25 protein-coding genes and 1 pseudogene are annotated in these 22,207 nt (G+C 64.2%); 16 read left to right on the forward strand and 10 right to left on the reverse strand.

Annotated features, from left to right (window positions below):
* Positions 1-23: 23 nt before the first annotated feature.
* Positions 24-986, forward strand: a complete 963-nt coding sequence (locus OPU96_RS18665; protein WP_498559495.1) for a Dyp-type peroxidase — start codon at positions 24-26, stop codon at positions 984-986.
* Between the two features lie 150 nt (positions 987-1,136).
* Here the strand turns inward: OPU96_RS18665 and OPU96_RS18670 are convergent, their stop codons facing one another.
* Complete coding sequence (locus OPU96_RS18670) at positions 1,137-2,009, reverse strand: undecaprenyl-diphosphate phosphatase (RefSeq protein WP_226457372.1); 873 nt, start codon at positions 2,007-2,009, stop codon at positions 1,137-1,139.
* A gap of 178 nt (positions 2,010-2,187) precedes the next feature.
* On the opposite strand from OPU96_RS18670, the gene OPU96_RS18675 reads away from it, so the two are divergent.
* On the forward strand, positions 2,188-2,694 hold the full coding sequence (locus OPU96_RS18675; RefSeq protein ID WP_192300922.1) for a GNAT family N-acetyltransferase: 507 nt from the start codon (positions 2,188-2,190) through the stop codon (positions 2,692-2,694).
* On the opposite strand, the gene OPU96_RS18680 is transcribed toward OPU96_RS18675, so the two are convergent.
* Entirely contained in the window at positions 2,672-3,616 is a 945-nt protein-coding gene (locus OPU96_RS18680) for a GlxA family transcriptional regulator (protein ID WP_192300923.1), read from the reverse strand. The genes OPU96_RS18675 and OPU96_RS18680 overlap by 23 nt on opposite strands.
* Before the next feature lie 157 nt (positions 3,617-3,773).
* On the opposite strand from OPU96_RS18680, the gene OPU96_RS18685 reads away from it, so the two are divergent.
* Both OPU96_RS18685 and OPU96_RS18690 read left to right on the forward strand, forming a co-directional pair.
* Positions 3,774-4,451 carry a type 1 glutamine amidotransferase domain-containing protein gene (locus OPU96_RS18685; RefSeq protein ID WP_226457374.1) on the forward strand — a complete coding sequence of 226 codons (678 nt, stop codon included), beginning with the start codon at positions 3,774-3,776 and terminating at the stop codon, positions 4,449-4,451.
* 79 nt (positions 4,452-4,530) lie between these two features.
* Positions 4,531-5,652: an alkene reductase gene (locus OPU96_RS18690; protein ID WP_498559496.1), complete on the forward strand. Its 1,122-nt coding sequence runs from the start codon at positions 4,531-4,533 to the stop codon at positions 5,650-5,652.
* A gap of 167 nt (positions 5,653-5,819) precedes the next feature.
* Here OPU96_RS18690 and OPU96_RS18695 read toward each other — a convergent pair whose 3' ends face one another.
* Entirely contained in the window at positions 5,820-6,806 is a 987-nt protein-coding gene (locus OPU96_RS18695; RefSeq protein WP_305392449.1) for an NAD(P)H-quinone oxidoreductase, read from the reverse strand.
* Positions 6,803-8,035, reverse strand: a complete 1,233-nt coding sequence (locus OPU96_RS18700; protein WP_498559497.1) for a YbfB/YjiJ family MFS transporter — start codon at positions 8,033-8,035, stop codon at positions 6,803-6,805. The genes OPU96_RS18695 and OPU96_RS18700 overlap by 4 nt, the downstream gene beginning before the upstream one ends.
* A 112-nt stretch (positions 8,036-8,147) precedes the next feature.
* On the opposite strand from OPU96_RS18700, the gene OPU96_RS18705 reads away from it, so the two are divergent.
* Both OPU96_RS18705 and OPU96_RS18710 read left to right on the forward strand, forming a co-directional pair.
* Positions 8,148-9,023: a LysR family transcriptional regulator gene (locus tag OPU96_RS18705; protein WP_192300928.1), complete on the forward strand. Its 876-nt coding sequence runs from the start codon at positions 8,148-8,150 to the stop codon at positions 9,021-9,023.
* Positions 9,024-9,106: 83 nt separating this feature from the next.
* Positions 9,107-9,502, forward strand: coding sequence for a DoxX family protein (locus tag OPU96_RS18710; RefSeq protein WP_226457378.1), 396 nt, complete (start codon positions 9,107-9,109; stop codon positions 9,500-9,502).
* A gap of 59 nt (positions 9,503-9,561) precedes the next feature.
* Here the strand turns inward: OPU96_RS18710 and OPU96_RS18715 are convergent, their stop codons facing one another.
* A complete protein-coding gene (locus OPU96_RS18715; protein WP_192300930.1) occupies positions 9,562-10,380 on the reverse strand; it encodes an alpha/beta fold hydrolase in 819 nt (272 codons plus the stop codon).
* Between the two features lie 147 nt (positions 10,381-10,527).
* Here OPU96_RS18715 and OPU96_RS18720 point away from each other — a divergent pair, with 147 nt between their 5' ends.
* Positions 10,528-11,595, forward strand: coding sequence for an NAD(P)-dependent alcohol dehydrogenase (locus OPU96_RS18720; protein WP_498559498.1), 1,068 nt, complete (start codon positions 10,528-10,530; stop codon positions 11,593-11,595).
* Positions 11,596-11,754: 159 nt separating this feature from the next.
* On the opposite strand, the pseudogene OPU96_RS18725 reads toward OPU96_RS18720, so the two are convergent.
* Together OPU96_RS18725 and OPU96_RS18730 are read right to left on the reverse strand one after the other, a co-directional pair.
* Positions 11,755-11,862: pseudogene (locus OPU96_RS18725) on the reverse strand (manganese efflux pump); the annotation flags it as partial.
* Positions 11,863-12,019: 157 nt separating this feature from the next.
* Entirely contained in the window at positions 12,020-12,331 is a 312-nt protein-coding gene (locus tag OPU96_RS18730; protein ID WP_463984754.1) for a hypothetical protein, read from the reverse strand.
* 216 nt (positions 12,332-12,547) lie between these two features.
* Between OPU96_RS18730 and OPU96_RS18735 the strand changes: the two genes are divergently transcribed.
* Genes OPU96_RS18735 through OPU96_RS18745 form a run of 3 tightly spaced genes read left to right on the forward strand, consistent with a single transcriptional unit; the run spans position 12,548 to position 14,680 of the window.
* Positions 12,548-13,174 (forward strand): secretin and TonB N-terminal domain-containing protein, encoded by a 627-nt coding sequence (locus OPU96_RS18735; RefSeq protein WP_305392763.1) that lies wholly within the window; start codon positions 12,548-12,550, stop codon positions 13,172-13,174.
* A complete protein-coding gene (locus OPU96_RS18740; RefSeq protein ID WP_192300946.1) occupies positions 13,171-13,716 on the forward strand; it encodes an RNA polymerase sigma factor in 546 nt (181 codons plus the stop codon). Before OPU96_RS18735 ends, OPU96_RS18740 begins: the two co-directional genes overlap by 4 nt.
* A gap of 37 nt (positions 13,717-13,753) precedes the next feature.
* Entirely contained in the window at positions 13,754-14,680 is a 927-nt protein-coding gene (locus tag OPU96_RS18745; RefSeq protein WP_192300934.1) for a FecR family protein, read from the forward strand.
* A 6-nt stretch (positions 14,681-14,686) separates the two neighbouring features.
* On the opposite strand, the gene OPU96_RS18750 is transcribed toward OPU96_RS18745, so the two are convergent.
* Entirely contained in the window at positions 14,687-15,412 is a 726-nt protein-coding gene (locus OPU96_RS18750; protein WP_498559499.1) for a type II secretion system protein GspJ, read from the reverse strand.
* Positions 15,409-15,861, reverse strand: a complete 453-nt coding sequence (gspH, locus tag OPU96_RS18755) for a type II secretion system minor pseudopilin GspH (RefSeq protein WP_192300936.1) — start codon at positions 15,859-15,861, stop codon at positions 15,409-15,411. Before gspH ends, OPU96_RS18750 begins: the two co-directional genes overlap by 4 nt.
* A 91-nt stretch (positions 15,862-15,952) precedes the next feature.
* Between gspH and OPU96_RS18760 the strand changes: the two genes are divergently transcribed.
* The gene (locus OPU96_RS18760; protein WP_226457382.1) at positions 15,953-16,384 is read left to right on the forward strand and encodes a type II secretion system protein N; all 432 of its coding nucleotides are present in this window, start codon (positions 15,953-15,955) and stop codon (positions 16,382-16,384) included.
* Here the strand turns inward: OPU96_RS18760 and gspI are convergent.
* Positions 16,371-16,736 (reverse strand): type II secretion system minor pseudopilin GspI, encoded by a 366-nt coding sequence (gene gspI / locus OPU96_RS18765; RefSeq protein WP_498559500.1) that lies wholly within the window; start codon positions 16,734-16,736, stop codon positions 16,371-16,373. The two genes, OPU96_RS18760 and gspI, sit on opposite strands and share 14 nt — an antisense overlap.
* 149 nt (positions 16,737-16,885) lie before the next feature.
* Here gspI and gspG point away from each other — a divergent pair, with 149 nt between their 5' ends.
* The 5 genes from gspG to gspD are packed head-to-tail and all read left to right on the forward strand — an operon-like array spanning position 16,886 to position 22,038.
* Positions 16,886-17,335, forward strand: coding sequence for a type II secretion system major pseudopilin GspG (gspG, locus tag OPU96_RS18770; RefSeq protein ID WP_498559501.1), 450 nt, complete (start codon positions 16,886-16,888; stop codon positions 17,333-17,335).
* Between the two features lie 6 nt (positions 17,336-17,341).
* A complete protein-coding gene (gspK, locus tag OPU96_RS18775) occupies positions 17,342-18,211 on the forward strand; it encodes a type II secretion system minor pseudopilin GspK (RefSeq protein WP_498559502.1) in 870 nt (289 codons plus the stop codon).
* Positions 18,208-19,254, forward strand: coding sequence for a type II secretion system protein GspL (gene gspL / locus OPU96_RS18780; protein WP_305392457.1), 1,047 nt, complete (start codon positions 18,208-18,210; stop codon positions 19,252-19,254). The genes gspK and gspL overlap by 4 nt, the downstream gene beginning before the upstream one ends.
* Positions 19,247-19,750: a type II secretion system protein M gene (locus OPU96_RS18785; protein ID WP_498559503.1), complete on the forward strand. Its 504-nt coding sequence runs from the start codon at positions 19,247-19,249 to the stop codon at positions 19,748-19,750. Before gspL ends, OPU96_RS18785 begins: the two co-directional genes overlap by 8 nt.
* Entirely contained in the window at positions 19,747-22,038 is a 2,292-nt protein-coding gene (gene gspD, locus OPU96_RS18790) for a type II secretion system secretin GspD (protein ID WP_498559504.1), read from the forward strand. Before OPU96_RS18785 ends, gspD begins: the two co-directional genes overlap by 4 nt.
* Positions 22,039-22,207: the final 169 nt, after the last annotated feature.

Below are 22,207 nucleotides of genomic sequence, written 5' to 3' on the forward strand. Positions count from 1 at the left end.
GCCCTTTAGTCTGGACGTTCACCATGACCCCATCCTCTGTTTTGCCACCTCTGGAACCGCAGTCGGTGTGCCACCCGATCACCCGCAGCGCAATTTTCATGGTCGCTACCTTGACGCCCGGCAATGTCGATACGGTGCGCGCCTGGTGCGCCGACATCGCCGGGTTGGTGCGCTCGGTGGGCAAGCGCGTGCCGGACGGCAATCTCACCTGTGTCTGCGGGTTTGGCTCGGATGCCTGGGACCGGCTGTTCGGTGCGCCACGCCCGGCGGCGCTGCATCCGTTTCGCGAGTTTGGGGTGCAAGGGCGCATGGCCGTCGCGACGCCGGGGGATATCCTGCTGCATATCCGCGCCGAGCAGATGGACCTGTGTTTCGAACTGGCCACCCAGTTGATGGCGGCGCTGGGGGATAGCGTCAAGGTGGTGGACGAGGTCCAGGGTTTCCGCTACTTCGATATGCGCAGCATCATCGGCTTTGTCGACGGCACCGAGAACCCGGTGGGGCGCAAGGCCGAAGGGTTCACCCTTGTCGGTGATGAGGACAGCGAATTTCGCGGTGGCAGCTACGTGCTGGTGCAAAAGTACCTGCATAACATGAACGCCTGGAACGGCCTGACGGTAGAGGCCCAGGAGAAGGTGATCGGGCGCACCAAGCTGGCGGATATCGAGCTGGACGATGAGGCCAAGCCGAGCAACTCCCACAGTGCGCTGACGGTGATTACCGACGCGGACGGTAATGAAGTGAAGATCCTGCGCGACAACATGCCCTTCGGGCGGCCTGGGGCGGGGGAGTTCGGCACCTATTTCATCGGCTACGCGCGCTCGCCGCAGCCGCTGGAATTGATGCTGGAGAATATGTTTGTCGGGCGGCCGGTAGGCAACTATGACCGCTTGCTGGATTTCAGTACGGCGGTGACGGGTGGGTTGTTTTTTGTGCCGTCGGCTGACCTGCTGGAAGAACTGGCCGAGCGAAGCGGCGGCCTCTAAAACCACTCAGTCCAACTGTGGGAGCGGGCTTTTGTGGGAGCGGGCTTGCTCGCGAAGACGGTGTGCCAGTCGCTGAATAGGTTGACTGATCCACCGCTTTCGCGAGCAAGCCCGCTCCCACATTAGATTTCATGTGCTTTCGCAATTGGGTTAGCTCAACAGCCCAGTGCTCACGGCCACAATCAGAAACACCCCCAACAACGCCCGGTAGATCACAAACGGCCAGGTCGAGAACCGCTCCAAAAACTTCATCAGCCCCCAGATCGCAAAAAACGCCGAGACGCTCGCCACCACCAGGCCAAACAACAGATGCGGCCAGGCATGCGCGGGCAAGTCGGCGCGCAGCAGTACCCACAGCTCCTTCAACCCGGCGAGGGCAATGGCCGGCAGGCCCAGCAGAAAGGAGAAACGCGCCGCTTCTTCACGCTTGAAGTTGAGGAACAGTGCGGCGGTGAGGGTGGAACCCGAGCGCGACACCCCCGGAATCAAAGCCCCAATCTGCGCAATGCCGACGATCAACGCATCACGCAGGCGCATCTCACCCATCTCCCGGGTGTGGCGTGCGCGTACTTCCGCGACGGCCAGCAGCACCGCCATGACCACGCAGGAAATGCCGATCACCATCAACCCACGCAACGGCGAGTTGCATGCATTCAAGGTCGAAGACAGCGCCAACCCGGCAATCCCGATGGGAATCGTCGCCAGCACAATCGCCACGGCCAGCTTGAACCAGCGGTCGTTGTAGTCGCCCCGACGCACTGCGCCGATGCTGCCGGTGGTGACTTGGCGCACGTCGCGCCAGAAATAGCTGACCACCGCCGCCAGCGCCGCCAACTGCATTGCCGCCGAAAACGCCGAGCCTGGGTCCTGCCAGCCGAGCAGGGCGGGGACCACGCGCATGTGGGCGGTGGACGACACCGGCAGCAGCTCGGTAATGCCCTGGATCACGCCCAGGATGAAGATCTGCAAGTAGTCCAGGGAGGCAAAGCCCACATCCAGGCCGGCGGAACAGACGTTGGTCACGGTGCGTGTCCTTGAGAAAAGGGGGATTTGCGCGAAGTCTATTCTAAATGTTTCAGGAATTTGGCCAGGGCAGGGTAAATCCGCAATCGGTTCAGCAAACAGAAAGGTTGGACAATGTATTGGCCTGCGCGAAGGTTTTGTGAACAATGGCGCCCTGCATTTTTTCACCGAGAGCCCCATGTCCGAAACCACCGTCGAACTGATCCAGACCGGCCCCGAAGCCGCCGAGCTGATCCGCAATCTCTACCAGTACTACGCCTATGAGTCGTCGGACTGGGAACAGGAAGATGTCGAAGGGGACGGCCGTTTCTACATCCATGACGAACACCTGGCGCGCTACTGGCAAGACCCGCAGTGGAGCGCCAACCTGTTGTTGGTGGATGGTTTTATCGCCGGCTTCCTGCTGATCGAAGGCAGCGAGTTGCCCGGCATTGATGCGCTGGAACTGGCCGACCTGTTTATCCTCAAGCGCTACCGGCGCAAAGGCATCGGGCGCGCTATCGCCACCCAGGTGCTGTGCAGTGGCGCATCCAACTGGCTGGTGCGTTTTTATGATCAGGACGAAGTGTCCCAGGCGTTCTGGCGCACGGTGCTGGATAACCTGCCGCGCCCGGTGCAACTGCTTGAACTGGATGACGAACCGCAGTTGGTGAACTACCTGATCACGCGGGTGGCGCTGCATTAAACGCTTGCTGCATTGCCTGCGGCGGCTGGCCGAAGGCGCGCAGGAAGGCCTGGCGCATGCGTTCGCGATCACCGAAGCCGGTTTCGCGGGCGACCACTTCCACCGGGTGGCGGCTGGTCTCCATCAGCGTCCGCGCGGCTTCCACCCGCAGCGATTCGATGGCTTTGGCCGGGGTCTGGCCGGTTTCTTCACGAAACACCCGGCTGAACTGGCGTGGGCTGAGCCGTGCGACATCGGCCAAGGCGTCCACCGACAGATCATGGGTCAGGTTTTCGCGGGCATAGGCCAGGGCCAGTTGCACGCGGTCTGACTTGGGGTCCAGCTCCAGCAGGGCCGACAGCTGCGACTGTTCGCTGCCGCGCCGCTGGGCGATCACCAGTTTGCGGGCGATGCGCCGCGCGAGGTCGCTGCCCAGGTCGTTCTCGACCATGGCCAGGGCCATGTCCACGCCGGCGCTCATGCCGGCACCGGTCCAGATCTGGCCGTCGACCACGAACAAGCGGTCTTCTTCCAATTGAATCTGCGGGTAGCGCTTGCGAAATGCCGGGGCGTGAATCCAATGGGTGGTGGTGCGCTTGCCTTCCAGCAGGCCGGCGTCGGCCAACACGAAAATGCCCATGCACAGCGATGCAACACGCCGCGATTGGACGGCAGCGGCCTTGACCAATTCCAGCAGGTTGGCCTCCGGCAGGCGGAACTCCATGTAGCCGCCGACGATCAGCGTGTCATAGCCTTCGGCGCGGATCGGCGTGGTGTTCACCGAGAACCCCTGGGAGGTCATCACCGCGCCGCCTCGCTCCGACACCAGGTGAAACTCGTAGGCCGGCTCGCCACGCAGCAGGTTCGCGCACTCGAACACCGAGCCGACACTGAGGCTCAGGCACTCAAAATTCGGGTAAACCAGCAGCGCCACGCTGTGCATCGCATCTCTCCAAGGGCAGGGGAGGTGGAATTGTCCGCGCGCGGCGGGCAAACGGCAACCGCCACCGTGCATGTCCGAAAACCTTGCGGATATGACGTTGTGCCGTGCAACCCAGGCTCCTAAGCTTCAACCCACACTCATCCCGAGGCACTCGACAATGAAAGTATTGATGGTTTTGACCTCTCACGATCAGTTGGGAGACACCGGCCGCAAGACCGGCTTTTGGCTCGAAGAGTTTGCGGCACCCTATTACGCGTTCAAGGACGCCGGTGCCGAGGTGGTGCTGGCATCCCCGGCCGGCGGGCAACCACCGCTGGACCCGGTCAGCGACCTGCCGGACTTCCAGACCGAACAGACCCACCGCTTCGCCGCCGACCCGGCCGCGCAGCAGGCCTTGGCCAATACGTTGAAGCTGGATGCGGTCAACGCCGCCGATTTCGACACGGTGTTCTACCCAGGCGGCCACGGTCCGTTGTGGGACCTGGCGGAGTCGCCGGTGTCGATCGCACTGATCGAGTCCTTCGAACGCGCCGGCAAGCCGATTGGTTTCGTCTGCCACGCACCGGGTGTGCTGCGTCACGTCAAGGCAGTCAACGGTGAGCCGCTGATCAAGGGGCGTCGCGTCACCGGCTTCTCCAACTCGGAAGAAGCCGCGGTGGAATTGACCGATGTGGTGCCGTTCCTGGTTGAAGACGAATTCAAGAAACTCGGCGGCAAGTACGAGAAGGGCGCCGACTGGCAATCCTTTGTGATCGTCGATGGTTTGCTGGTCACCGGGCAGAACCCGGGCAGCTCCAGCGATGTGGCCAAGGCGCTGCTGAAACTCACCGCGTAAGTTCATTCATTACCTTTTGATTGGCGGCTCCCGAGGAGTCGCCAAGGCTTTTGCTCGTCCAGGATTTGGAAAACCGCACATGACAGACAATATTCTCAACACCCCACTGCAACTGGGTCGGCACACACTGGGCAACCGCATTGTGCTGCCGCCGTTGACCCGCCAGCGCAGCGCCCAACCCGGTGACATCGCCACCGCCTTGATGGCCGAGTATTACCGCCAGCGTGCGTCGGCCGGCTTCATGGTCAGCGAGGGCACGCAGATCGAGCCCCGTGGCCAGGGGTATGCGTGGACGCCGGGGATCTACAACGCGGCGCAGGTCGATGGCTGGCGCACCGTCACCGACGCCGTGCATGCTGACGGCGGGGTGATCTTTGCTCAGCTGTGGCATGTGGGGCGCGTCTCCCATCACGCGTTGCAGCCAGGCGGCGCAGCTCCGGTGGCGCCGTCGGCGATCCAGCCGAAACAGGTCAAGGCGTTCATCGAAACCGCGCCGGGCGCTGGTGAACTGGTGCAACCGCCAGTACCGCGTGCGTTGGATACGCAAGAGGTCAAGGACCTGGTCGGCTTGTATGCCGAGGCCGCGCGCAACGCGATGGCGGCGGGGTTCGATGGGGTGGAGATTCATTCGGCCAACGGTTACCTGGTCAACCAGTTCATTTCGGCCCATTCCAATCAGCGCGATGACGAATACGGTGGTTCGCTGGATAACCGCCTGCGTTTCCTGCGCGAGATTGTCGCGGCGGTCAGCGATGCGGTCGGGGCGGATCGACTGGGCGTGCGTTTTTCGCCGTTGTTCAGTGGCACCGACCAGGACCGCGTGTACATCGGCCTGGTGGAAGAAGACCCACATCACACTTACATCGAAGCCGTCAAAATGCTCGAAGCGGCGGGCATCGCCTACGTTTCCATTGCCGAGGCGGATTGGGACGACGCACCTCAATTGCCGGAAAGCTTCCGGCGTGCGCTGCGTGACAGCTTCAGCGGCCGCATTATCTACGCCGGACGCTATACCGCCGAGCGTGGCGAGAAACTGGTGCAAGCGGGGCTGGCGGACCTGATCGCGTTTGGCCGCCCATTCATTGCCAACCCGGACCTGCCGCAACGCCTGTTCAATGGCTGGCCGCTGAACCCGCTGCGGGTCGAAGGCATGTACGGGGGTTCGGAGCAGGGCTATACCGATTACCCGACTTACCGTTAAAACGGCGGCCTTCAATACACAGCAAATCAAATGTGGGAGATCAAATGTGGGAGCGGGCTTGCTCGCGAAAGCGGTGGTTCAGTCAAAGTATCTGTTTCTGATACACCGTCTTCGCGAGCAAGCCCGCTCCCACACAAGCCTGCTTTTCACATTGGGTTTGTGCTGGTTCAGATCACCCGCAACACAATCTTGCCGATATGCTCCCCACCTTCCATCCGCGCATGGGCCTTGTCGGCGTCGGTGTACTCAAACACCTGATCGATCATCGGCAGGCAACGCCCGGCTGACAGCGCCGGCCACACGTGTTCGCGCAGTTGTGCGGCGATGGCGGCTTTTTCATCCGCAGTCCGCGTGCGCAGCAGTGAGCCGGTCACAATCGCGCGTTTGCCGAGGATGGTCAGCAAGTCCACGTCATTGGCCTTGGTGCCGCCGAGAAAGCCCAGCATCACCAGGCGGCCATCCATGCTCAAGGCCTTGAGATTGGTGTTGAGGTACGAGGCGCCCATGATGTCGAGGATCACATTCACGCCTTGGGCACCGATCACTTCGGCGAAGTCCTGCTCACGATAATTGATCGCCTCGGCGCCCAGGTCGCGGATGACCGCACATTTCTCGGCGCTGCCGGCGGTGGCAAATGCCTGGATGCCGAATTCGCGGCACAACATCAGCGCGGTGGTGCCGATGCCGCTGGTGCCGCCATGGATCAGCACGCGCTGACCCTTGTGCGCGCCACCGATGCCAAACAGGTTGGCCCACACGGTAAAGAAGGTTTCCGGGATCGCGGCGGCTTGAAGCCACGACAGGCCCTCGGGAATCGGCAACGCCTGGCCGGCAGGCACCGCGCAATATTGCGCATAGCCGCCGCCGTTGGTCAGGGCGCAAACCTTGTCGCCGAGGGCGAAGGCGCTGACCCCGTCGCCCAGTGCCACCACTTCACCCGCCACTTCCAGGCCGGGAATCAGGCTCATGCCGGGCTTCATCGGGTACTTGCCCGCGCGTTGCAAGGCGTCGGGGCGGTTGACCCCGGCGGCGTGCACGCGAATCAGGATTTCGCCGGCGCCTGGGGTGGGCACGGGGACCTGGCGTGGCTTGAGCACTTCGGGGCCGCCGGGCGTGGTGATTTCAATCAGGGTCATGTCGGTAGGCAGGGTCATTTTGCAAGTCCTGTAGCGGTAAGCGTATGGGTTGGGACCGTAGCGAACGGTCGGCGGTTCAGTTGCAACATACCCAGTTCCAGCATCAGCGCGACCACGATCGCCCCGGCTGCAATCATGAACAACAACCCATGGTCGCCGCCGCTGCTGTTGAACAAGGCTGAATAGGCAAACCCGCTCAGCGCCTGGAATGTCGCGAACGACACCGTTGCACGGCTCCAGGCGAGCTGTTGCTGGTGATGGTCGGGAAGCAATTCATGCACCCGCGCCAAGGCCAGCGGCACGATGCCTGGTGGGAACGAGCCAAGGATCACCGCCAGCAGCGCCAGGGCGGTGAACGAGCTGGCGAAGGGCAATAGCCCGACGGCCAGCGCCTGCACCACCAGGACCAGGCGAATGCTGGCGCGGGCCCCGAGTTTGTCAGCCAGGTACCCGTAGGTGACCGGCCCGATAATCGAGCCCAGCCCGTACATCACCCAGATCATCGCGCCGACCTGCGGGCCATCCCCCAGGCCACGGGCCACGTAGTCCACCAGGAACACCATGGCCGGCACCAGGCCCGCCGCCATAAAGGCGTATTGGGCAAACAACAGGTACACACCGGCGGGGGTGGGTAGCGGCGCGTGTGCCGGTGGTGCGGGTTCCTGCTGCGCGCCGTGGGGCCATGCCAACCAGCTTGCGGCGGTCAGCACCAATGCCAACAGGCCGAGGCCGAACCAGGTCTGCTGCAGGCCCAGGCGCAACAGCGGCGGCACGAGGGTGCCTGAACCGGCAATCCCCAGGCCGATCCCGAGGAAGATCGCACCGCTTGCCAAGCCCCGCCGCGCTGCCGGGACATGGGGCAGCACCGTCGCCGCCACCAGCACCATGATCGCGCCACCGGCCACCCCCGACAGCAGGCGCCAGCCGAAGAACCAGGCCACCGACAACGGAAAGCCGCAGGCAAAGAACGCCAGGGTTACCGCGACCATCATCAGGCGCAACGCGGTGGTGTTGGAGGTCCGTTGGGCGAGGGGCCGGCCGATCAGCGCACCGATCAAATAGCCCACTAGGTTGGCGGCGCCGAGGTACACCACATCGCTGGCGCTGAACCAGTGGGCCTGGATCAGGCTTGGGATCAGTGGCGTGTAGGCGAAACGTGCCAGGCCAATACTGACCAGGCTGGCACACAGGCCGGCGAAGATCGGCAGCCAGATCGAGCGACGAGCACAAGCGTGGAGGTCATGCATGGGGGCGGTCCTGGGTATTTTTCTCTGGCGCCCAGCATAGCCAGGATTATCGATGCAATAATGCTGCGATTAAGCTTCATACTGATGCATATATGCAGCACTGGAGAAACGCATGAATTGGGACGATGCACGGGTATTCCTCGCGGTTTGCCGCGAATCCACGCTGCGCGGGGCGGCGCGGGTGCTGGGGGTGGACCAGGCGACCGTTGGCCGGCGCGTCAATGCCCTGGAAAAATCCCTGGGCGCGACGCTGTTCCTGCGCACCTCAGAGGGCTACGCACTGACCGCCGTTGGCGAGGCGGCCTTGCTCTCGGTGGAAAAAATGGAACGCTCGGCCCTTGATCTGCAACGCCAGATCCAGGGCCTGGATGAGCGCCTGACCGGCACTGTGCGGGTCAGCACCACCGACTCCCTGGCCATCGACTTCCTGATCCCGGCCATTGCCTGTTTGCACGACAAACACCCCGACGTACGCGTGCAATTGGACGCGTCCACCCAGATCCTCAGCCTGGCCAAGCGGGAAGCCGACATCGCGGTGCGCAACACGCGCCCGGACAACCCCGACCTGATCGCCCGGCGCATCGCCCGTTGGCCGGTGGGCTTGTTTGCCTCCCAAGGCTACGTCGAGCGTCACGGTGTGCCCGAGCCCGGCAGCCTGTTCGACGGCCACGATCTGGTGGTCTATCAACCCTATCTGCAACACCAGAAGGACCTGACGCTGGTGTCCGAGCCGCTGGGCCGTGGGCGCATTGTCGCCGCCTTGAGTTCCAGCCTGCTGGTGCGCCGGTCGATTGCCGCCGGCATCGGCATCGGTGAAATCCCGGTGGCCAGCGGTGAGCGCGACGGCCTGGTGCGCCTGTGGCCGCAGCGCACGCGACCGACGCCCTACGACGTATGGCTGGTGACCCACGCCGACCTGCGCCACACCGCACGGGTGCGGGTGGTGATCGATGAAATCGTCGCGGCGTTTGCCGGCACGGGGGAGTGAGGTCAGCACAGGCTTGCAAGCGTGCGCGCGCGCCTGTCGACAGAATCGACCGCGACAGAAGGTCAACTCACACCGGAGCGCATATGCACGAATCAAAGTATCAGGATCTGGGGCTGTTGTTCCTGCGGGCCAGCGGGGCGTTGTTTTTGCTGTGGGTGCATGGCCTGCCCAAGTTGCTCAACTACAGCGAGCAGTTGAAGCTGATCGAAGACCCGTTCCACCTCGGTGCGCCTATCACCCTGGCCTTGGCGATTTTTGCCGAGGTGCTGTGCCCGTTGCTGATCATTGCCGGGGTGCTGGTGCGGCTGGCGTGCCTGCCGATTCTTGCGGTGCTGTTGATCGCGTTGCTGGTGGTGCATCCCGAGTGGACGCTGTTCGAGGCGCAGTTTGGCTGGTTGTTGCTGATCATCTTCATCACGTTGCTGATCAGCGGGCCGGGGCGCCTGGCGTTGGGCCAACGCCAAGCAGTCAACACCTAGCGCATTGCCTGTGGCGAGGGAGCAAGCTTCCTCGCCACAGGTAGGCTGTTGACCCAGGTTCAGCGTTGGAGGAAGGCCAGCAGGTCTTCGTTCAACTGCTGGGCGTGGGTCGCGGCAAAGCCGTGGGGCGCGTCTTTGTAGACTTTCAGCTCGGCACCCTTGATCAGTTCGGCGGCCACTTTGCCGGTGGTTTCGAACGGCACGATCTGGTCGCCGTCACCGTGGATCACCAGGGTCGGTACGTCGATCTTGGCCATGTCCGGGCGGAAGTCGGTCTCGGAGAAGGCGGTGACGCAATCCACGGTCGACTTGAGCGACGCCATCAGCGCGATCTGCAAGGTCTGGGTCAGCACGCCGTTGGAGACTACCTGGCCCTTGTTGAGGCCATAGAACGGCGTGTTGAAATCACTGATGAATTGCGCACGGTCCTTGAGCAACTCGGCCTTGAACCCGGCAAATACATCAAGCGGCACGCCTTGGGGGTAATCCGCTTGCTGGCCGAAGATCGGCGTCACCGCGCCCAGCAGCACCAGGCCGGCCACACGGGCGCTGCCATGGCGGGCGATGTAGCGCGACACGTCGCCGCCGCCCATGGAGAAGCCGACCAGGGTCACGTCTGTGAGGTCCAGGTGTTCGATCAACTGCGCGATGTCGTCGGCAAAGGTGTCGTAGTCATTGCCGGTCCAGGGCTGGTCCGAGCGGCCAAAGCCACGGCGGTCGAAGGCGATGGTGCGGTAGCCGCGACTGCTCAGGTACTCCATCTGGTATTCCCACATGTCCGCATCCAGCGGCCAACCGTGGCTGAACAACACGGGCTGGCCGCTGCCCCAATCCTTGAAGTAGATCTGGGTGCCGTCTTTGGCAACGAATGTGCTCATGGAAAACTCCTGGGTGGGTGGGAAGAGAACTGTAGTTCACTATTGCGTGAAACCGGACAAAGGGCTTGTACGGGTGTGCTCGGTTGAACGGTTCAGCGTCTATGCTGGTCCACTGACTTCCACTGTCCGATCACACAGGTGAACGAAATGGCCAAGACTTACAGCTACGCCGCGCAGAACGCCAAGGATGCCCTCAAGCCCTACACCTTCGAACGCCGCGCGCCGGGGGCGGAGGATGTGCAGATCGACATCCTCTATTGCGGCGTCTGCCACTCCGACCTGCACACCGCGCGCAACGAATGGAACAACACCCTGTACCCGTCGGTGCCGGGCCATGAAATCGTTGGCCGCGTCACGGCGGTGGGCGCAGGCGTGAAGCACTTCAAGGTCGGCGACCTCGCCGGTGTCGGTTGTATGGTCGACAGCTGCCAACACTGCGCGTCGTGCGCCGAGGGCGAAGAGCAGTACTGCGAGAACGGCTTCACCGGCACCTACAACGGCCCGGTATTTGGTGGCGAAAACACGTTTGGCGGCTACTCCGACAGCATCGTGGTCAAGGAGAAGTTTGTGCTGCGCATCTCCCACGACGATTCCAACCTGGCGGCCGTGGCGCCGCTGCTGTGCGCCGGCATTACCACCTATTCGCCGCTGCACCACTGGAAGGTCGGCCCCGGCAAGAAGGTCGGCGTGGTCGGCCTCGGCGGCCTGGGCCACATGGCGGTAAAGATCGCCCACGCCATGGGCGCCCACGTGACCTTGTTCACCACCTCGCCAAACAAACGCGAAGACGGCCTGCGCCTGGGCGCCGACCAGGTGGTGGTGTCAAAGAACGCGGACGAGATGGCCAAGGTCGCCAACAGCCTGGACTTCATCCTCAACACCGTCGCCGCGCCCCACGACCTCGATGCCTTCCTCAACCTGCTCAAGCGTGACGGCACCATGACCCTGGTCGGCGCCCCGGACAGCCCGCACCCGTCGCCGTCGGTGTTCAACCTGATCTTCAAGCGCCGCAGCCTGGCGGGCTCGTTGATCGGCGGGGTCCAAGAGACCCAGGACATGCTGGATTTCTGTGCCAGGCATGGGATTGTCTCGGATGTGGAGATGATCGACATCCAGGGTATCAATGAGGCGTATGAACGGATGCTCAAGGGTGATGTGAAATACCGCTTTGTGATCGATATGGACAGCCTGAAAAAAGAGCGCAACGCTGCCTAGTAACACCGTAAGTCCCAGGTGGAAGCGGGCTTAATGTGGGAGCGGGCTTGCTCGCGAAGACGTTGTATCAGACACAGATATGCTGACTGATCCACCGCATTCGCGAGCAAGCCCGCTCCCACACAAGCCCGCTTCCACATGTTTGCTCAGCGCTGTTGCTTAGACCGACAAGTGCTCATACAGAATCGTCGCACCCACCAGCATCAACACCACCCCGCCAACCATCTCCGCACGCTTGCCCACCACGGTGCCCAGCTTTCGACCCAGCGCGTGGCGGCATGGCCGATGGCCCAGCGGACCATCGGTGTGATGGCTTCAATCACACCAAAGATCAGGCCGCCGCGAAGGCGTCGGTGGACACGGTTACTCCCCAACGAGGGGGGGCGATCATAGGCAGGCAAAGATGATTATTTCGTCAAAAGGCTCAGGGCCGTTGCGGCTTGACCGAGTTGCCGAAGGTATTGCCCATGCGCACGCCCGTGGCGGCCGGGGTGGCCAGACCCACCGCGTTCGGCGGGCGTTTTTCGATCGGGATCTGTTGCGCCTCGCGGTTTTTCTTCGCCGCCTTGGTCGCGTCTGTGTCACCGCCCATCTGTTGGCTCAGGCAGCCATAGTCGGGCGCCTTGTAACCATCCACCGACACCTCGGTGCAGGTGCGTGCCGCGTTGTCGGCGTGGGCGAGCAGGGGCAGGGCGGTGCACAGCAGCAGGCTGGCGAGGGTCGGGACTAGCTTCATCGGGGCCTCCTGGCAGGCCCGAGGGGTGGGCCGGTTAGGTTTGAAAGTGTAATGCAGCGGGCTTGTCGTCACCGTGATGTTTTTTTTGCTATCACCGTAACATCAGGTTCATAAACTGGCCTCAGGATGACGGTTTTCGAGGACACGTCGGCCGTGCAGCGATGCAGAGCGGGAGGTGAACAGGGGGGCTGGAGGCGCGCCGTTTGCGCCTGGGTCCTGCTGTTGCTGCTGACGGGGGCGGCGTCCGCACAGGCAGAGCCAGCGTTGCTGCTGGACCTGCCGCCCCAAGACTTGGAACACGCCCTGCAAGCCTACAGCCGCGCTACCGGCATGGCGGTGCTGGTTGATCGCGAACTCACCCGGGGTCGGCGTTCCATCGGCGTGCATGGGCGCTTCACGGCGCAGGAGGCACTGGCGATGTTGCTCACCGGGAGTGGCCTGATGGCGCGTTATGCGCGCAGTGACGCGTTCACCTTGCAGGTGCCCGAGGTCAGTCACACCCCCGCGCGGCGTAATGCAGCGCGGATCAACAACAGCTATGCCACCGCCTTGCAGCAAGCCATCGAGGCCAGCCTGTGCCGTTCGCCGCTGACCCGGCCTGGCAGTTTCCGGGCGTTGGTCCAGGTGTGGGTCAGCCCGAACGGGGTGATCCAATACAGCCGGCTGGTCAGCTCCACCGGCGAAGCACAACGCGATGAAGCACTGGTGCGCAACCTGGGTGCGGCGCGGGTCGAACGCCCGGCGCCCAGCTCGCTGCGCCAGCCGGTGACTTTACTTTTGATGCCCGACACAACAGGAACACGCATGGAATGCACAGCAGCGAAGGGAGCCTCGGGCGGATGAAAAATACCGGGCACAGCACGATGGTCAGCTTGTTCCTGGCGTCCTATGAAGACTTCAAGGTGCGTTTGCGCAAGCGCCTGGGTTCGGAGGACCTGGCCAACGACGTGCTGCACGAAACCTACCTGCGGGTCGACCGCATGGACATGCCGCCGAACCTTGCGCAACCCAACGCCTACTTGTACCGCATGGCCCTGAACATCGCCGCCGACCGCCGCCAGGCCGACGCCCGGCTGCTCACCGGCAGCGAGGTCGAAGAGTTGCTGCAAACCGCCGACGAAGCCCAGGACCCGTCGCGGGTGGTGGGGGGCCAGCGTGAGATCCAGTCCCTGGTCAAGGCGCTCTACGAGCTGCCGGCCCGCCGGCGCAAAATCCTGATCGCTGCCCGCCTGGAAGAAGCGCCGCACCTGGAAATTTCCCAGCGTTTCGGCATCTCCACGCGCATGGTCGAGAAGGAAATCAAGGCCGCCCTTGGCCATTGCGCCAAGCGTCTGGAAAGAAAAGTGATTCAGCGGTTCGGTCCCGGGGCCGGAAAACCGTCTTAGTGTCGAGTCCCTGATAAAACCGTGAGTATGTGCGCGCTTGAACATTTTTAGCCTCTCCACCGCCCGGGAAACATCCGCCAGCCCCCTGCATGACGAAGCCCGCGACTGGCTGCTCCTGCTGACCTCGGGCCGCGCCACCGTGGCCGATGCCAAGGCCTTGCAGGCCTGGCGCGAGCAGAGCCCGGAACATGCCCAGGCGTTCGAGCAGGCCAAAGTGCTGTGGCAGCAACTCGCCCCGGCCCTTGAGCAGGCGACGCAGCCGCGTCGCTTCGGCCGTCGTGCATTCCTCGGTGGCGCGATTGCCGCTTCGGCCGCCGTGGTGATGGTGCGGGTGGGGACGCCGGGCGGCTTTGCCGGGCTCACGGCGGACTATCGCACCGAAGTCGGCGAGCAGCGCCAAGTGCTGTTGAGCGACGGCGTGAGCCTGGAGCTCAACACGCAGACACGCATCAGCCGGATCGGGCCGGGCATTGAATTGCTCGAAGGCGAAGTCGAAGTGGTCGCCCACCTGGCGCAGCCGCTCAAGGTCCAGGCCGGCGCCGGTTGGGTGAGTGCGGCCCAGGCGCGGTTCAATGTGCGCAACACTGACCAGACGGTGTGCGTCACCTGCATCGAAGGCTCGCTGTCGGTGGACGTGGGCGGCAACAGCGTCAGCCTGGGCAGCGGCCGGCAATTGACCTATGGCGCAGGGGGTATCGGTGCTGTGGTGGCGGTGGATACCCAGGCTGTGGTGGCTTGGCGCGAGCAGGTGCTGGTGTTCAACAACGCCACGCTGGCCACGGTGGTGGACGAGATCAACCGCTACCGGCCGGGCATGCTGGTGCTGCTCAACAAGCAGCTGGGCCAGCGTCGCGTGCAGGCCCGCTTCAGCTTGCAGCAACTGGCCGGGGTGGCCTTGTTGATTCGCGATGCGTACGGCGCCAAGTGCACGGAACTGCCGGGTGGCGTGGTGTTGTTGAGCTGAGCCGCCTTACTTCAGCGGCCCCACCACCTGCCGATAGCGCTCAACCCCCTGGGGCGTCTGGCGTACCAGGCTGATCTCCAGCCCCAATGGGTCGTCCCGCCGGTTGCCGCTCAACTGCCGCCAGCCCTTGTCCTGCTCCCACACCCGCACCTGCAAGTCACTGACGCCCGCCAGCACCATCACCCCATCCACTGCCGCCGGCAGCGGGAAGCGATCCCGTGCCGGTGCGGCGGCGCGGTACAGCGCGTCACCCTTGAGCCACCAGCGCACGCGTTGCAGGCCGTCCCCCAACGCCGGTGCGCTGCGGATCACCTCCAGACGAAAGCCCTTGCTGTCGGAGCTGCGCACAGTCACCGCGGCCAGCCCCTCGGCTTTTGGCGCCTCGGGCGCGGTCAGTTCGACGCTGGCGCGCAGGCTGAGGTCGCGTTGCATCTGGTTCAGCGCCCGCAGCAGCGCCTCGGTCTGTTCAGTGCTGGCCTGCAAGTGCTGGTCGGCACGGGTGACGCTGTCGAGCCCGCGCCAGGCGATCACACTGACCAGCGCCATCAGCATGATCGCCACCATCACTTCGATCAGGGTGAAGCCCCGTTGCACTGCATGAACCGACAAATTGCCTTTGTAGTGAGCGGGCTTGCCCCGCGCTGCGGTGTCTCGGGAATACCGCGGTGCCTGGGTTTGGGGCGGCTTCGCCACCCAGCGCGGGGCAAGCCCGCTCACTACAGGCTTATTCATGGCTGGCTCACCACGCGCAGCAAGCCGGCGGGGTCGCGTTGCAGGCTGAGGCTGTGTTGCCCGTCCGACAGCACTACGCGCAGGGGTGGGTTGATCCATTCGGCGTTGAGTACCAGGGTTTGTCGCGGCTCGATGTTGATCTGCATCGGTGTGCTGTCCCACAGGCGCGGGCGCAATGAGCTGTCGCCCTGGAACGCGTCCACGCCCGCGCCATCATCGCTGCGCCGATTGAAGCGATAACCCTTGGCATCCGCGCGCCAGGTGATCGGCCGCCCGTCGGCGCGGGCTTCGGCCTGGGCGATTTGCAGCAGTTGGCTGAGGCGCTCGGCGTCTTTGCGCAGCCGCTGCAGCGGGTCGGGCTTGATGGTCAGGCTGATGGCGGCGCTGGCGATGCCGATGATCACCAGCACCACCATCAGTTCGATCAGGGTGAAGCCTTGCTGTTTCATCGGTCGGCACCTGGAGAACTGGCGAGGTTGTGAAATAAAAAAGTGCGAATTGGCCTGTAGGCTGAGGCCACGGACAAACAGGAGGTCCCCCATGGCATTTCCCCTTCGTGTTTCACCCGCCCATGGCGTGCAGGCCCTGGGCGTGTTGGCGGCGTTGGCTGGCGTCGCCATCTGGGCGCCGCTGCTGCTCACATCCGCCGAATCCAGCACGCCACCGGCCACACCCCAGGCACTGGCCGCTCGCAGCGATAATCCGGCGTTGCAGTGGTTTTCCAATGTGGCGACGACGCCCCAGGTCAAAGTCACCGGCGTGCTTGCCGGGGCCCGTGGTGCGGTGGCGATCCTCAGCCTCAACGACGGCCCGCCGCGCAGCTTTTTACTGGGTGAACGCCTCAGCCCCGGCGTGCGGTTGACGGCCATCGAGGGCGATGCCGTGGAGATCGAACGTGCGGGCGAGAAGGTTCGCGTCCACCTCGAAAAGCTGCCGGACGGCCCCGCGTTGCCGCGCCTCACTCGGCCATGACCTGCGTCTGCAACCACGCCAGCGGCGGTGCTTCGCGGCTGGCATCAAGCACTCGTACCGAGACCTGAAACAGTCGGCCATCGGCGTTGATGGTTTGTTCGCAGCGCAGCTTCAGGCGGCCCTGATCGCACTCGAACGTCTTCTTGCCGCTGCGCAGCCCGCCTTCCAGGCGCAGCTCCGCCAGGCGACTCTGCGCCGCCAGCAACGCCATGGACTTGTCGCGCAGCAGGCCGTTGCTCTGGGTCATCAAGCCGGCCACGCGCACGGCGGCAGCCATGGCCACGGCAATGATCGCCAGCGCCACCAGCACTTCAATCAGGGTAAAACCGCTCTCGTTGCGACGGCCGTGCATGGCGCTCTCAAACCGGGGAAACAGGCCCGCAGACTAACGCCGCGAGTTGACCGATTGGCGACCGAAACTCCCGAGGATTTTCAATACGACTGACATGTGTTCTTGCAACACTGCGGCCTCGAAATGCACTCAAGCCAAGGAATGTCGAGATGGAAATCGCGCCCCTGAAGTCCCCGATGCAGAGCCGTCGCGGCCAGCGTGGCTTCACGTTGATCGAGATCATGGTGGTGGTGGTCATCCTTGGCATCCTCGCAGCGATGGTGGTGCCCAAGGTGCTCGACCGCCCGGACCAGGCGCGCGCCACAGCCGCCAAGCAGGACATCGGCGGGTTGATGCAGGCGCTGAAACTCTATCGCCTCGACCACGGCACCTACCCGAGCATGAACCAGGGTCTCAACGTGTTGGTGGAGCGCCCGGCCGATGCGAAAAACGGCAGCTGGCGCGCCTACCTCGACCGCTTGCCCAACGACCCCTGGGGCCATCCGTACCACTACCTCAACCCGGGCGCCAACGGCGAGATCGACGTGTTCTCCCTCGGCGCCGATGGCCAACCGGATGGCGACGGCGTGAACGCCGACATCGGCTCCTGGCAGTTGTAAGGCGCCATGAAACGGCATTCGCCCACAGCGGCGAAGCAGCGCGGCATGGCGATTATCAGCGCGTTGCTGATCGCGGCGGTGGTGGCGGTGCTGGCCGGCGCCATGCTCACCCGCCAGACCGTGTTCACCCGCGGCCTGGAGGCCGAGCAGTTGCGCCTGCAGGGCACATGGCTGTTGCAGGGCAGCCTGGAGCGCAGCCGGCAGATGCTCTGGGAGGCGCGGCAAAAGGATGTGCTGACCCGTCTCGACCAGCCGTGGGCACGGGCGCAGGGCGGCGTGTTCGAAGGGCGCATTGACGACGAGCAGGGCAAGTTCAACCTGCGCAACCTGGTCAATCGCCAGCAGGTGGATACCGAGCAGTTGCAGGGCTTTGAACGCCTGTGCCGCACGCTGGGCGTCGACCCTGCCGTGAGCCGGCGCATCAGCCAGCGGGTGATCGGCTCGTATGGAGTACCGGCCAAATACCCGATGCTGCGCAGCCTGGACGAGTTGAGCGCAATCGAAGGGCTCGATCCACAACTGTTGCGCCGCTTGCAGGCGTATATCAGCGTGCTGCCCGGCCAGACCTGGGTCAACGGCAACACCGCCAGCGCCGAAGTGCTCAGTGCTGTGGTGCCGCAACTGAGCCTGGCCCAGGCCCAGGGGCTGGTGGCCGAGCGCGACAGCGGGCGCTGGTTTATCAACCGTGGGGATTTCGTCAACCGCCTGCACTTGCCGCAGGTCGCTGTGGAATCGGTGCTGGTGGGGATTACCAGTGAGTGGTTTCGCGTGCAGGGCCAGGCGCGGCGTGAGCAACGCCGGGTCACGATCGATGCGTTGCTGCACCGCCCCGAAGACCGCCAACCGCAAGTGATCTGGTCGCGGGTGGGCGTATGAAGCGCCTGCGCATTGGCTTGCCGCCACTGGAGCAATTGAGCGCCGACAGCCAGGTCAAATTCGCCTCGCTTGAGCGTGGCGTGGTGATTGATGAGGGCTACGCCAGCCTGGCCGAATTGCGCAATCGTCGACAGGCGCTGGAGTGCTTTCTGCATCCTCGTGACAGCCTGCTCACCCGCCTGGAATTGCCGCCACTGCCCGCGGCGAAAACCGCCGCCGCCGTGGCCTGCGCCGCACAGGCGTTGATCCTCGGTGCGGTGGAACAGATGCACGTAGCCCACGGCCCGCGTGACAGCGACGGCGGTGTGCAGGTGGCGTGGCTGCCCAAGGCCGGGCTGGAGCGCCTGGCCCAATTGCAACTGAAACTGCGCGGCCTGTACCCGGCGCCCTATGCCTTGCCGGTCGGCACGGCGGCGCTGGACGAAGGCTACCTGCTGACACGTGACAGCCTGCAACAAGGCGCGGTGCACCCGTTGGGCCAGCCACCGTTGGATAGGCCGCTGGTGGACGCCGCGCAACGCTGGAGCGGCGCCGTGCCCGGCTGGGGCTTGCACGCAGGCCTCAGTCATACGCCGAGCGGCGGCTGGGGCAGGGCGCTGGCGTGTGTCGCGCTGGCTGTCGCGATCTGGACCTTGGGCCTCAACCTTTACGCGGCGCGCCAGGCCGACGCAGGCCAGCGGCTCAAGGGGTTGATGAGCCAGCAGGTGCGCCAGGCGTTTCCCGAATTGCCGGTGGTGCTCAACCCGTTGCAGCAGGCGCGCCAGCAATTGGCGGCGCGCCAGAGCGGCGCGGGTGCCGATGCTGGCCAGCGCTTTTCCAGCCTGCTGCAACTGGCGGGCAGCAACCTGCCATTTATGGTGGCCAGCGTCGAGCGCCTGACCTTTGAACAGGGCCGCCTGCACCTGCAATTGCTCGCCGACACCCGCAACCCGGTAGCCCAGGCCGAGTGGCAGGCCGCCTTGGCCCAGGCCGGGTTTGCCGCGACTCGCGAAGAACACGGCTGGAGCATCGGCCCGGCCGTAGCGGGAGCCAGCGATGAATAAGTGGAAGGCTCGATGGCGTGTGTTCTGGAGCGGCCTGGCCCTGCGCGAAAAACGCTTGCTGAGTGGCGCCGGGCTGGTGCTGGCGAGCCTGTTGACCTGGCTGGTGCTGGTCCAGCCAGCGTTGAAAAAGATCGCTTACTGGCAGGTCGAAACCCCCAAGCTGCGCGCCCAGGCCGAAGCCTTGCAAGTGTTGTTGCAAGGCGTCGCCGCGCCACGCCAGGCCGATGAAGCGACGCTGCGCGAGGCCCTCGACAGCGCGGGTCTGCAAGGTCATTACCACTTGCAGGCGCAGGCCCCCGGCGGCTGGCAACTGACCTTCGACAACGCCCCGGCCGACGCCGTGGTGGACTGGCTGTTGGGCAGCCCCCGTTCGTTTTCCCTGGAGGTGTCCGCGGCGCGCTTACAGCGTGCCCCGGACGCCCTCGACAACTCGGCCGGCACTGTGTCCGGGACCGTTCGCATGGATCAGGCGCTTGGCGCTAAGGAAGCTTCATGAAGTGGTCAGTCCCCCCTTTCCGTTTGGCCGCGCCGTTGCTGTTGCTGGCCCTGAGTGCATGCAACAGCCCATCGACCAAGCCGTTGCTGGTGGACAGCGAACTCGGCCAGCCCCTGGCCGACACCCGGCGCAGCGGCGGCGACAGCGCGTTGGAGCGCCAGCGCGAACTGGCGCCCAAGCCCGCCGTGCAACATCCGATCACCAGCAGCGCCCGTGGTCATGCCCCGGCGGTGCTCAAGGCACGCAACCCACTGGGTGACCAGCCGGTGCAGCTCAATTTTGTCGACGCCGACATCCAGGCAGTGGTGCGCGCCTTGTCCCGTGCCACCGGCCAGCAGTTCCTGGTGGACCCCCGGGTAAAGGGCAACCTGACCCTGGTCAGCGAAGGCCAGGTGCCGGCGCACCAGGCCTACGACATGCTGCTGGCGGCGCTGCGCATGCAGGGTTTCAGCGTGGTGGACGTGGGCGGCGTCGCCCAGGTGGTGCCCGAAGCCGATGCCAAATTACTCGGCGGGCCGATCTACAGCGCCGGCAGCAGTGGCATGCAGACCCGCACCTTCCGCTTGCAGTACGAAAACGCGGTGAACCTGATCCCGGTGCTGCGCCCCATCGTGTCGCCGAACAACCCGATCAACGCCTACCCCGGCAACAACAGCATTGTCATTACCGACTACGCGGAAAACCTCGCGCGCGTGGCGCAGATCATCAACGGCATCGACACCCCCAGCGCCATCGATACCGACGTGGTGAAAGTGCAGAACGGCATCGCCGTGGACATCGCCGCGATGGTCGCCGAACTGCTCGACACCCAAGGCGCCGACCAGACCCAGAAGATCAACGTGGTCGGCGACCCGCGCTCCAACTCGATCATCATCCGTTCCGGTAGCCCCGAGCGCACCGAGCTGGCGCGCAACCTGATCTATAAGCTCGACAATGCCCAGAGCAACCCGAGCAATATGCACGTGGTGTACCTGCGCAATGCCCAGGCGGGCAAGCTGGCCCAGTCGCTGCGTGGGTTGTTGACCGGCGAGAGCGAGTCCGGCGTCAGCGACGAAGCGCGGGGCAAGCTCAGTGCAATGGGTGGCAATGGCCAGAACACCCAGGGCGGCGCCGCGCAAAACGGCAGCGGCACGCCCACTGGCAGTGGCGTGCAGTCCAGCTATGCCCAGGACAAACAAACCAGCGGCACCGGCACTACGAAGGATCAAGACACCGCCTTCAGTGCCGGCGGTGTGACCATCCAGGCCGACGCCACCACCAACACCTTGCTGATTTCCGCCCCGGACCCGCTGTACCGCAACCTGCGCGAAGTCATCGACATGCTCGACCAGCGTCGCGCCCAGGTGGTGATCGAAAGCCTGATCGTTGAGGTCGGCGAGGACGATGCCAGCGAGTTCGGGGTGCAGTGGCAGGCCGGCAACCTGGGGGGTAAGGGCGGTTTTGGCGGGGTCAACCTGGGCGGCAGCGGTGTGAACGCCACGCCCACCAGCAAGACCAGCATCGACGTGTTGCCCAAGGGCCTGAACATCGGCCTGGTCAACGGCAGCGTGGACATCCCCGGCATCGGCAAGGTGCTCGACCTCAAGGTCCTGGCCCGCGCCTTGAAGAGCAAGGGCGGCACCAACGTGCTGTCGACGCCGAACCTGCTGACCCTGGACAACGAAGCGGCAAGCATCTTTGTCGGCCAGACCATCCCGTTTGTCACCGGCAGCTATGTGACCGGCGGTGGCGGCACCAGCAACAACCCGTTCCAGACCGTGCAGCGTGAAGAAGTCGGGCTCAAGCTGAATGTGCGGCCGCAGATTTCCGAAGGCGGCACGGTCAAGCTGGACATCTACCAGGAAGTCAGCAGCGTCGACTCGCGGGCCTCGGTGGAGGCGGGCACCGTGACCAACAAGCGGGCGATCGATACCAGTATCCTGTTGGATGACGGGCAGATCATGGTGCTTGGCGGGTTGCTGCAGGATGGCTACAGCCAGAGCAATGATGCGGTGCCGTGGTTGTCGGATATTCCCGGGTTGGGTGCGCTGTTTCGCAATGAAAAGCGCAGTGTGAGCAAGACCAACCTGATGGTGTTTTTGCGGCCTTACATCATTCGTGACAGTGGCGCGGGGCGCAGTATCACGCTGAACCGCTATGAATTCATGCGTCGGGCACAGGGTGGGTTGCAACCGGAGCATAGTTGGGCGATGCCGGATGTGCAGGCGCCGCAGTTACCGTCGGTGGAGAAGGCGATCCCGGGCGGGCAGCAGGGGCCGCGGGCGGTGATTCGGGCGGTGCCGCAGTGATCTTCGGCCAGCGTGGTTTTACGGGGCGATCCCAGATCAAAAGCCAGAGCGCGGCGGCCTTAGAGCCGACCGAAATGGGCGGGATGAACTGGGTCAAAACTGTGGGAGCGGGCTTGCTCGCGAATGCGGTGGATCAGCCAATGAATGAGTTGACTGACACACCGCATTC

The organism is Pseudomonas sp. RP-B7, from assembly GCF_059803535.1.

Excerpts from the sequence above, each read along its gene's own strand:
- OPU96_RS18665 (WP_498559495.1), top strand. The coding sequence starts at position 24 with ATGACCCCATCCTCTGTTTTGCCACCTCTGGAACCGCAGTCGGTGTGC.
- OPU96_RS18675 (WP_192300922.1), top strand. The coding sequence starts at position 2,188 with ATGTCCGAAACCACCGTCGAACTGATCCAGACCGGCCCCGAAGCCGCC.
- OPU96_RS18680 (WP_192300923.1), bottom strand. The coding sequence starts at position 3,616 with ATGCACAGCGTGGCGCTGCTGGTTTACCCGAATTTTGAGTGCCTGAGC.
- OPU96_RS18685 (WP_226457374.1), top strand. The coding sequence starts at position 3,774 with ATGAAAGTATTGATGGTTTTGACCTCTCACGATCAGTTGGGAGACACC.
- OPU96_RS18690 (WP_498559496.1), top strand. The coding sequence starts at position 4,531 with ATGACAGACAATATTCTCAACACCCCACTGCAACTGGGTCGGCACACA.
- OPU96_RS18695 (WP_305392449.1), bottom strand. The coding sequence starts at position 6,806 with ATGACCCTGCCTACCGACATGACCCTGATTGAAATCACCACGCCCGGC.
- OPU96_RS18700 (WP_498559497.1), bottom strand. The coding sequence starts at position 8,035 with ATGCATGACCTCCACGCTTGTGCTCGTCGCTCGATCTGGCTGCCGATC.
- OPU96_RS18705 (WP_192300928.1), top strand. The coding sequence starts at position 8,148 with ATGAATTGGGACGATGCACGGGTATTCCTCGCGGTTTGCCGCGAATCC.
- OPU96_RS18710 (WP_226457378.1), top strand. The coding sequence starts at position 9,107 with ATGCACGAATCAAAGTATCAGGATCTGGGGCTGTTGTTCCTGCGGGCC.
- OPU96_RS18715 (WP_192300930.1), bottom strand. The coding sequence starts at position 10,380 with ATGAGCACATTCGTTGCCAAAGACGGCACCCAGATCTACTTCAAGGAT.
- OPU96_RS18720 (WP_498559498.1), top strand. The coding sequence starts at position 10,528 with ATGGCCAAGACTTACAGCTACGCCGCGCAGAACGCCAAGGATGCCCTC.
- OPU96_RS18730 (WP_463984754.1), bottom strand. The coding sequence starts at position 12,331 with ATGAAGCTAGTCCCGACCCTCGCCAGCCTGCTGCTGTGCACCGCCCTG.
- OPU96_RS18740 (WP_192300946.1), top strand. The coding sequence starts at position 13,171 with ATGAAAAATACCGGGCACAGCACGATGGTCAGCTTGTTCCTGGCGTCC.
- OPU96_RS18750 (WP_498559499.1), bottom strand. The coding sequence starts at position 15,412 with ATGAATAAGCCTGTAGTGAGCGGGCTTGCCCCGCGCTGGGTGGCGAAG.
- gspH (WP_192300936.1), bottom strand. The coding sequence starts at position 15,861 with ATGAAACAGCAAGGCTTCACCCTGATCGAACTGATGGTGGTGCTGGTG.
- OPU96_RS18760 (WP_226457382.1), top strand. The coding sequence starts at position 15,953 with ATGGCATTTCCCCTTCGTGTTTCACCCGCCCATGGCGTGCAGGCCCTG.
- gspI (WP_498559500.1), bottom strand. The coding sequence starts at position 16,736 with ATGCACGGCCGTCGCAACGAGAGCGGTTTTACCCTGATTGAAGTGCTG.
- gspG (WP_498559501.1), top strand. The coding sequence starts at position 16,886 with ATGGAAATCGCGCCCCTGAAGTCCCCGATGCAGAGCCGTCGCGGCCAG.
- gspK (WP_498559502.1), top strand. The coding sequence starts at position 17,342 with ATGAAACGGCATTCGCCCACAGCGGCGAAGCAGCGCGGCATGGCGATT.
- gspL (WP_305392457.1), top strand. The coding sequence starts at position 18,208 with ATGAAGCGCCTGCGCATTGGCTTGCCGCCACTGGAGCAATTGAGCGCC.
- OPU96_RS18785 (WP_498559503.1), top strand. The coding sequence starts at position 19,247 with ATGAATAAGTGGAAGGCTCGATGGCGTGTGTTCTGGAGCGGCCTGGCC.
- gspD (WP_498559504.1), top strand. The coding sequence starts at position 19,747 with ATGAAGTGGTCAGTCCCCCCTTTCCGTTTGGCCGCGCCGTTGCTGTTG.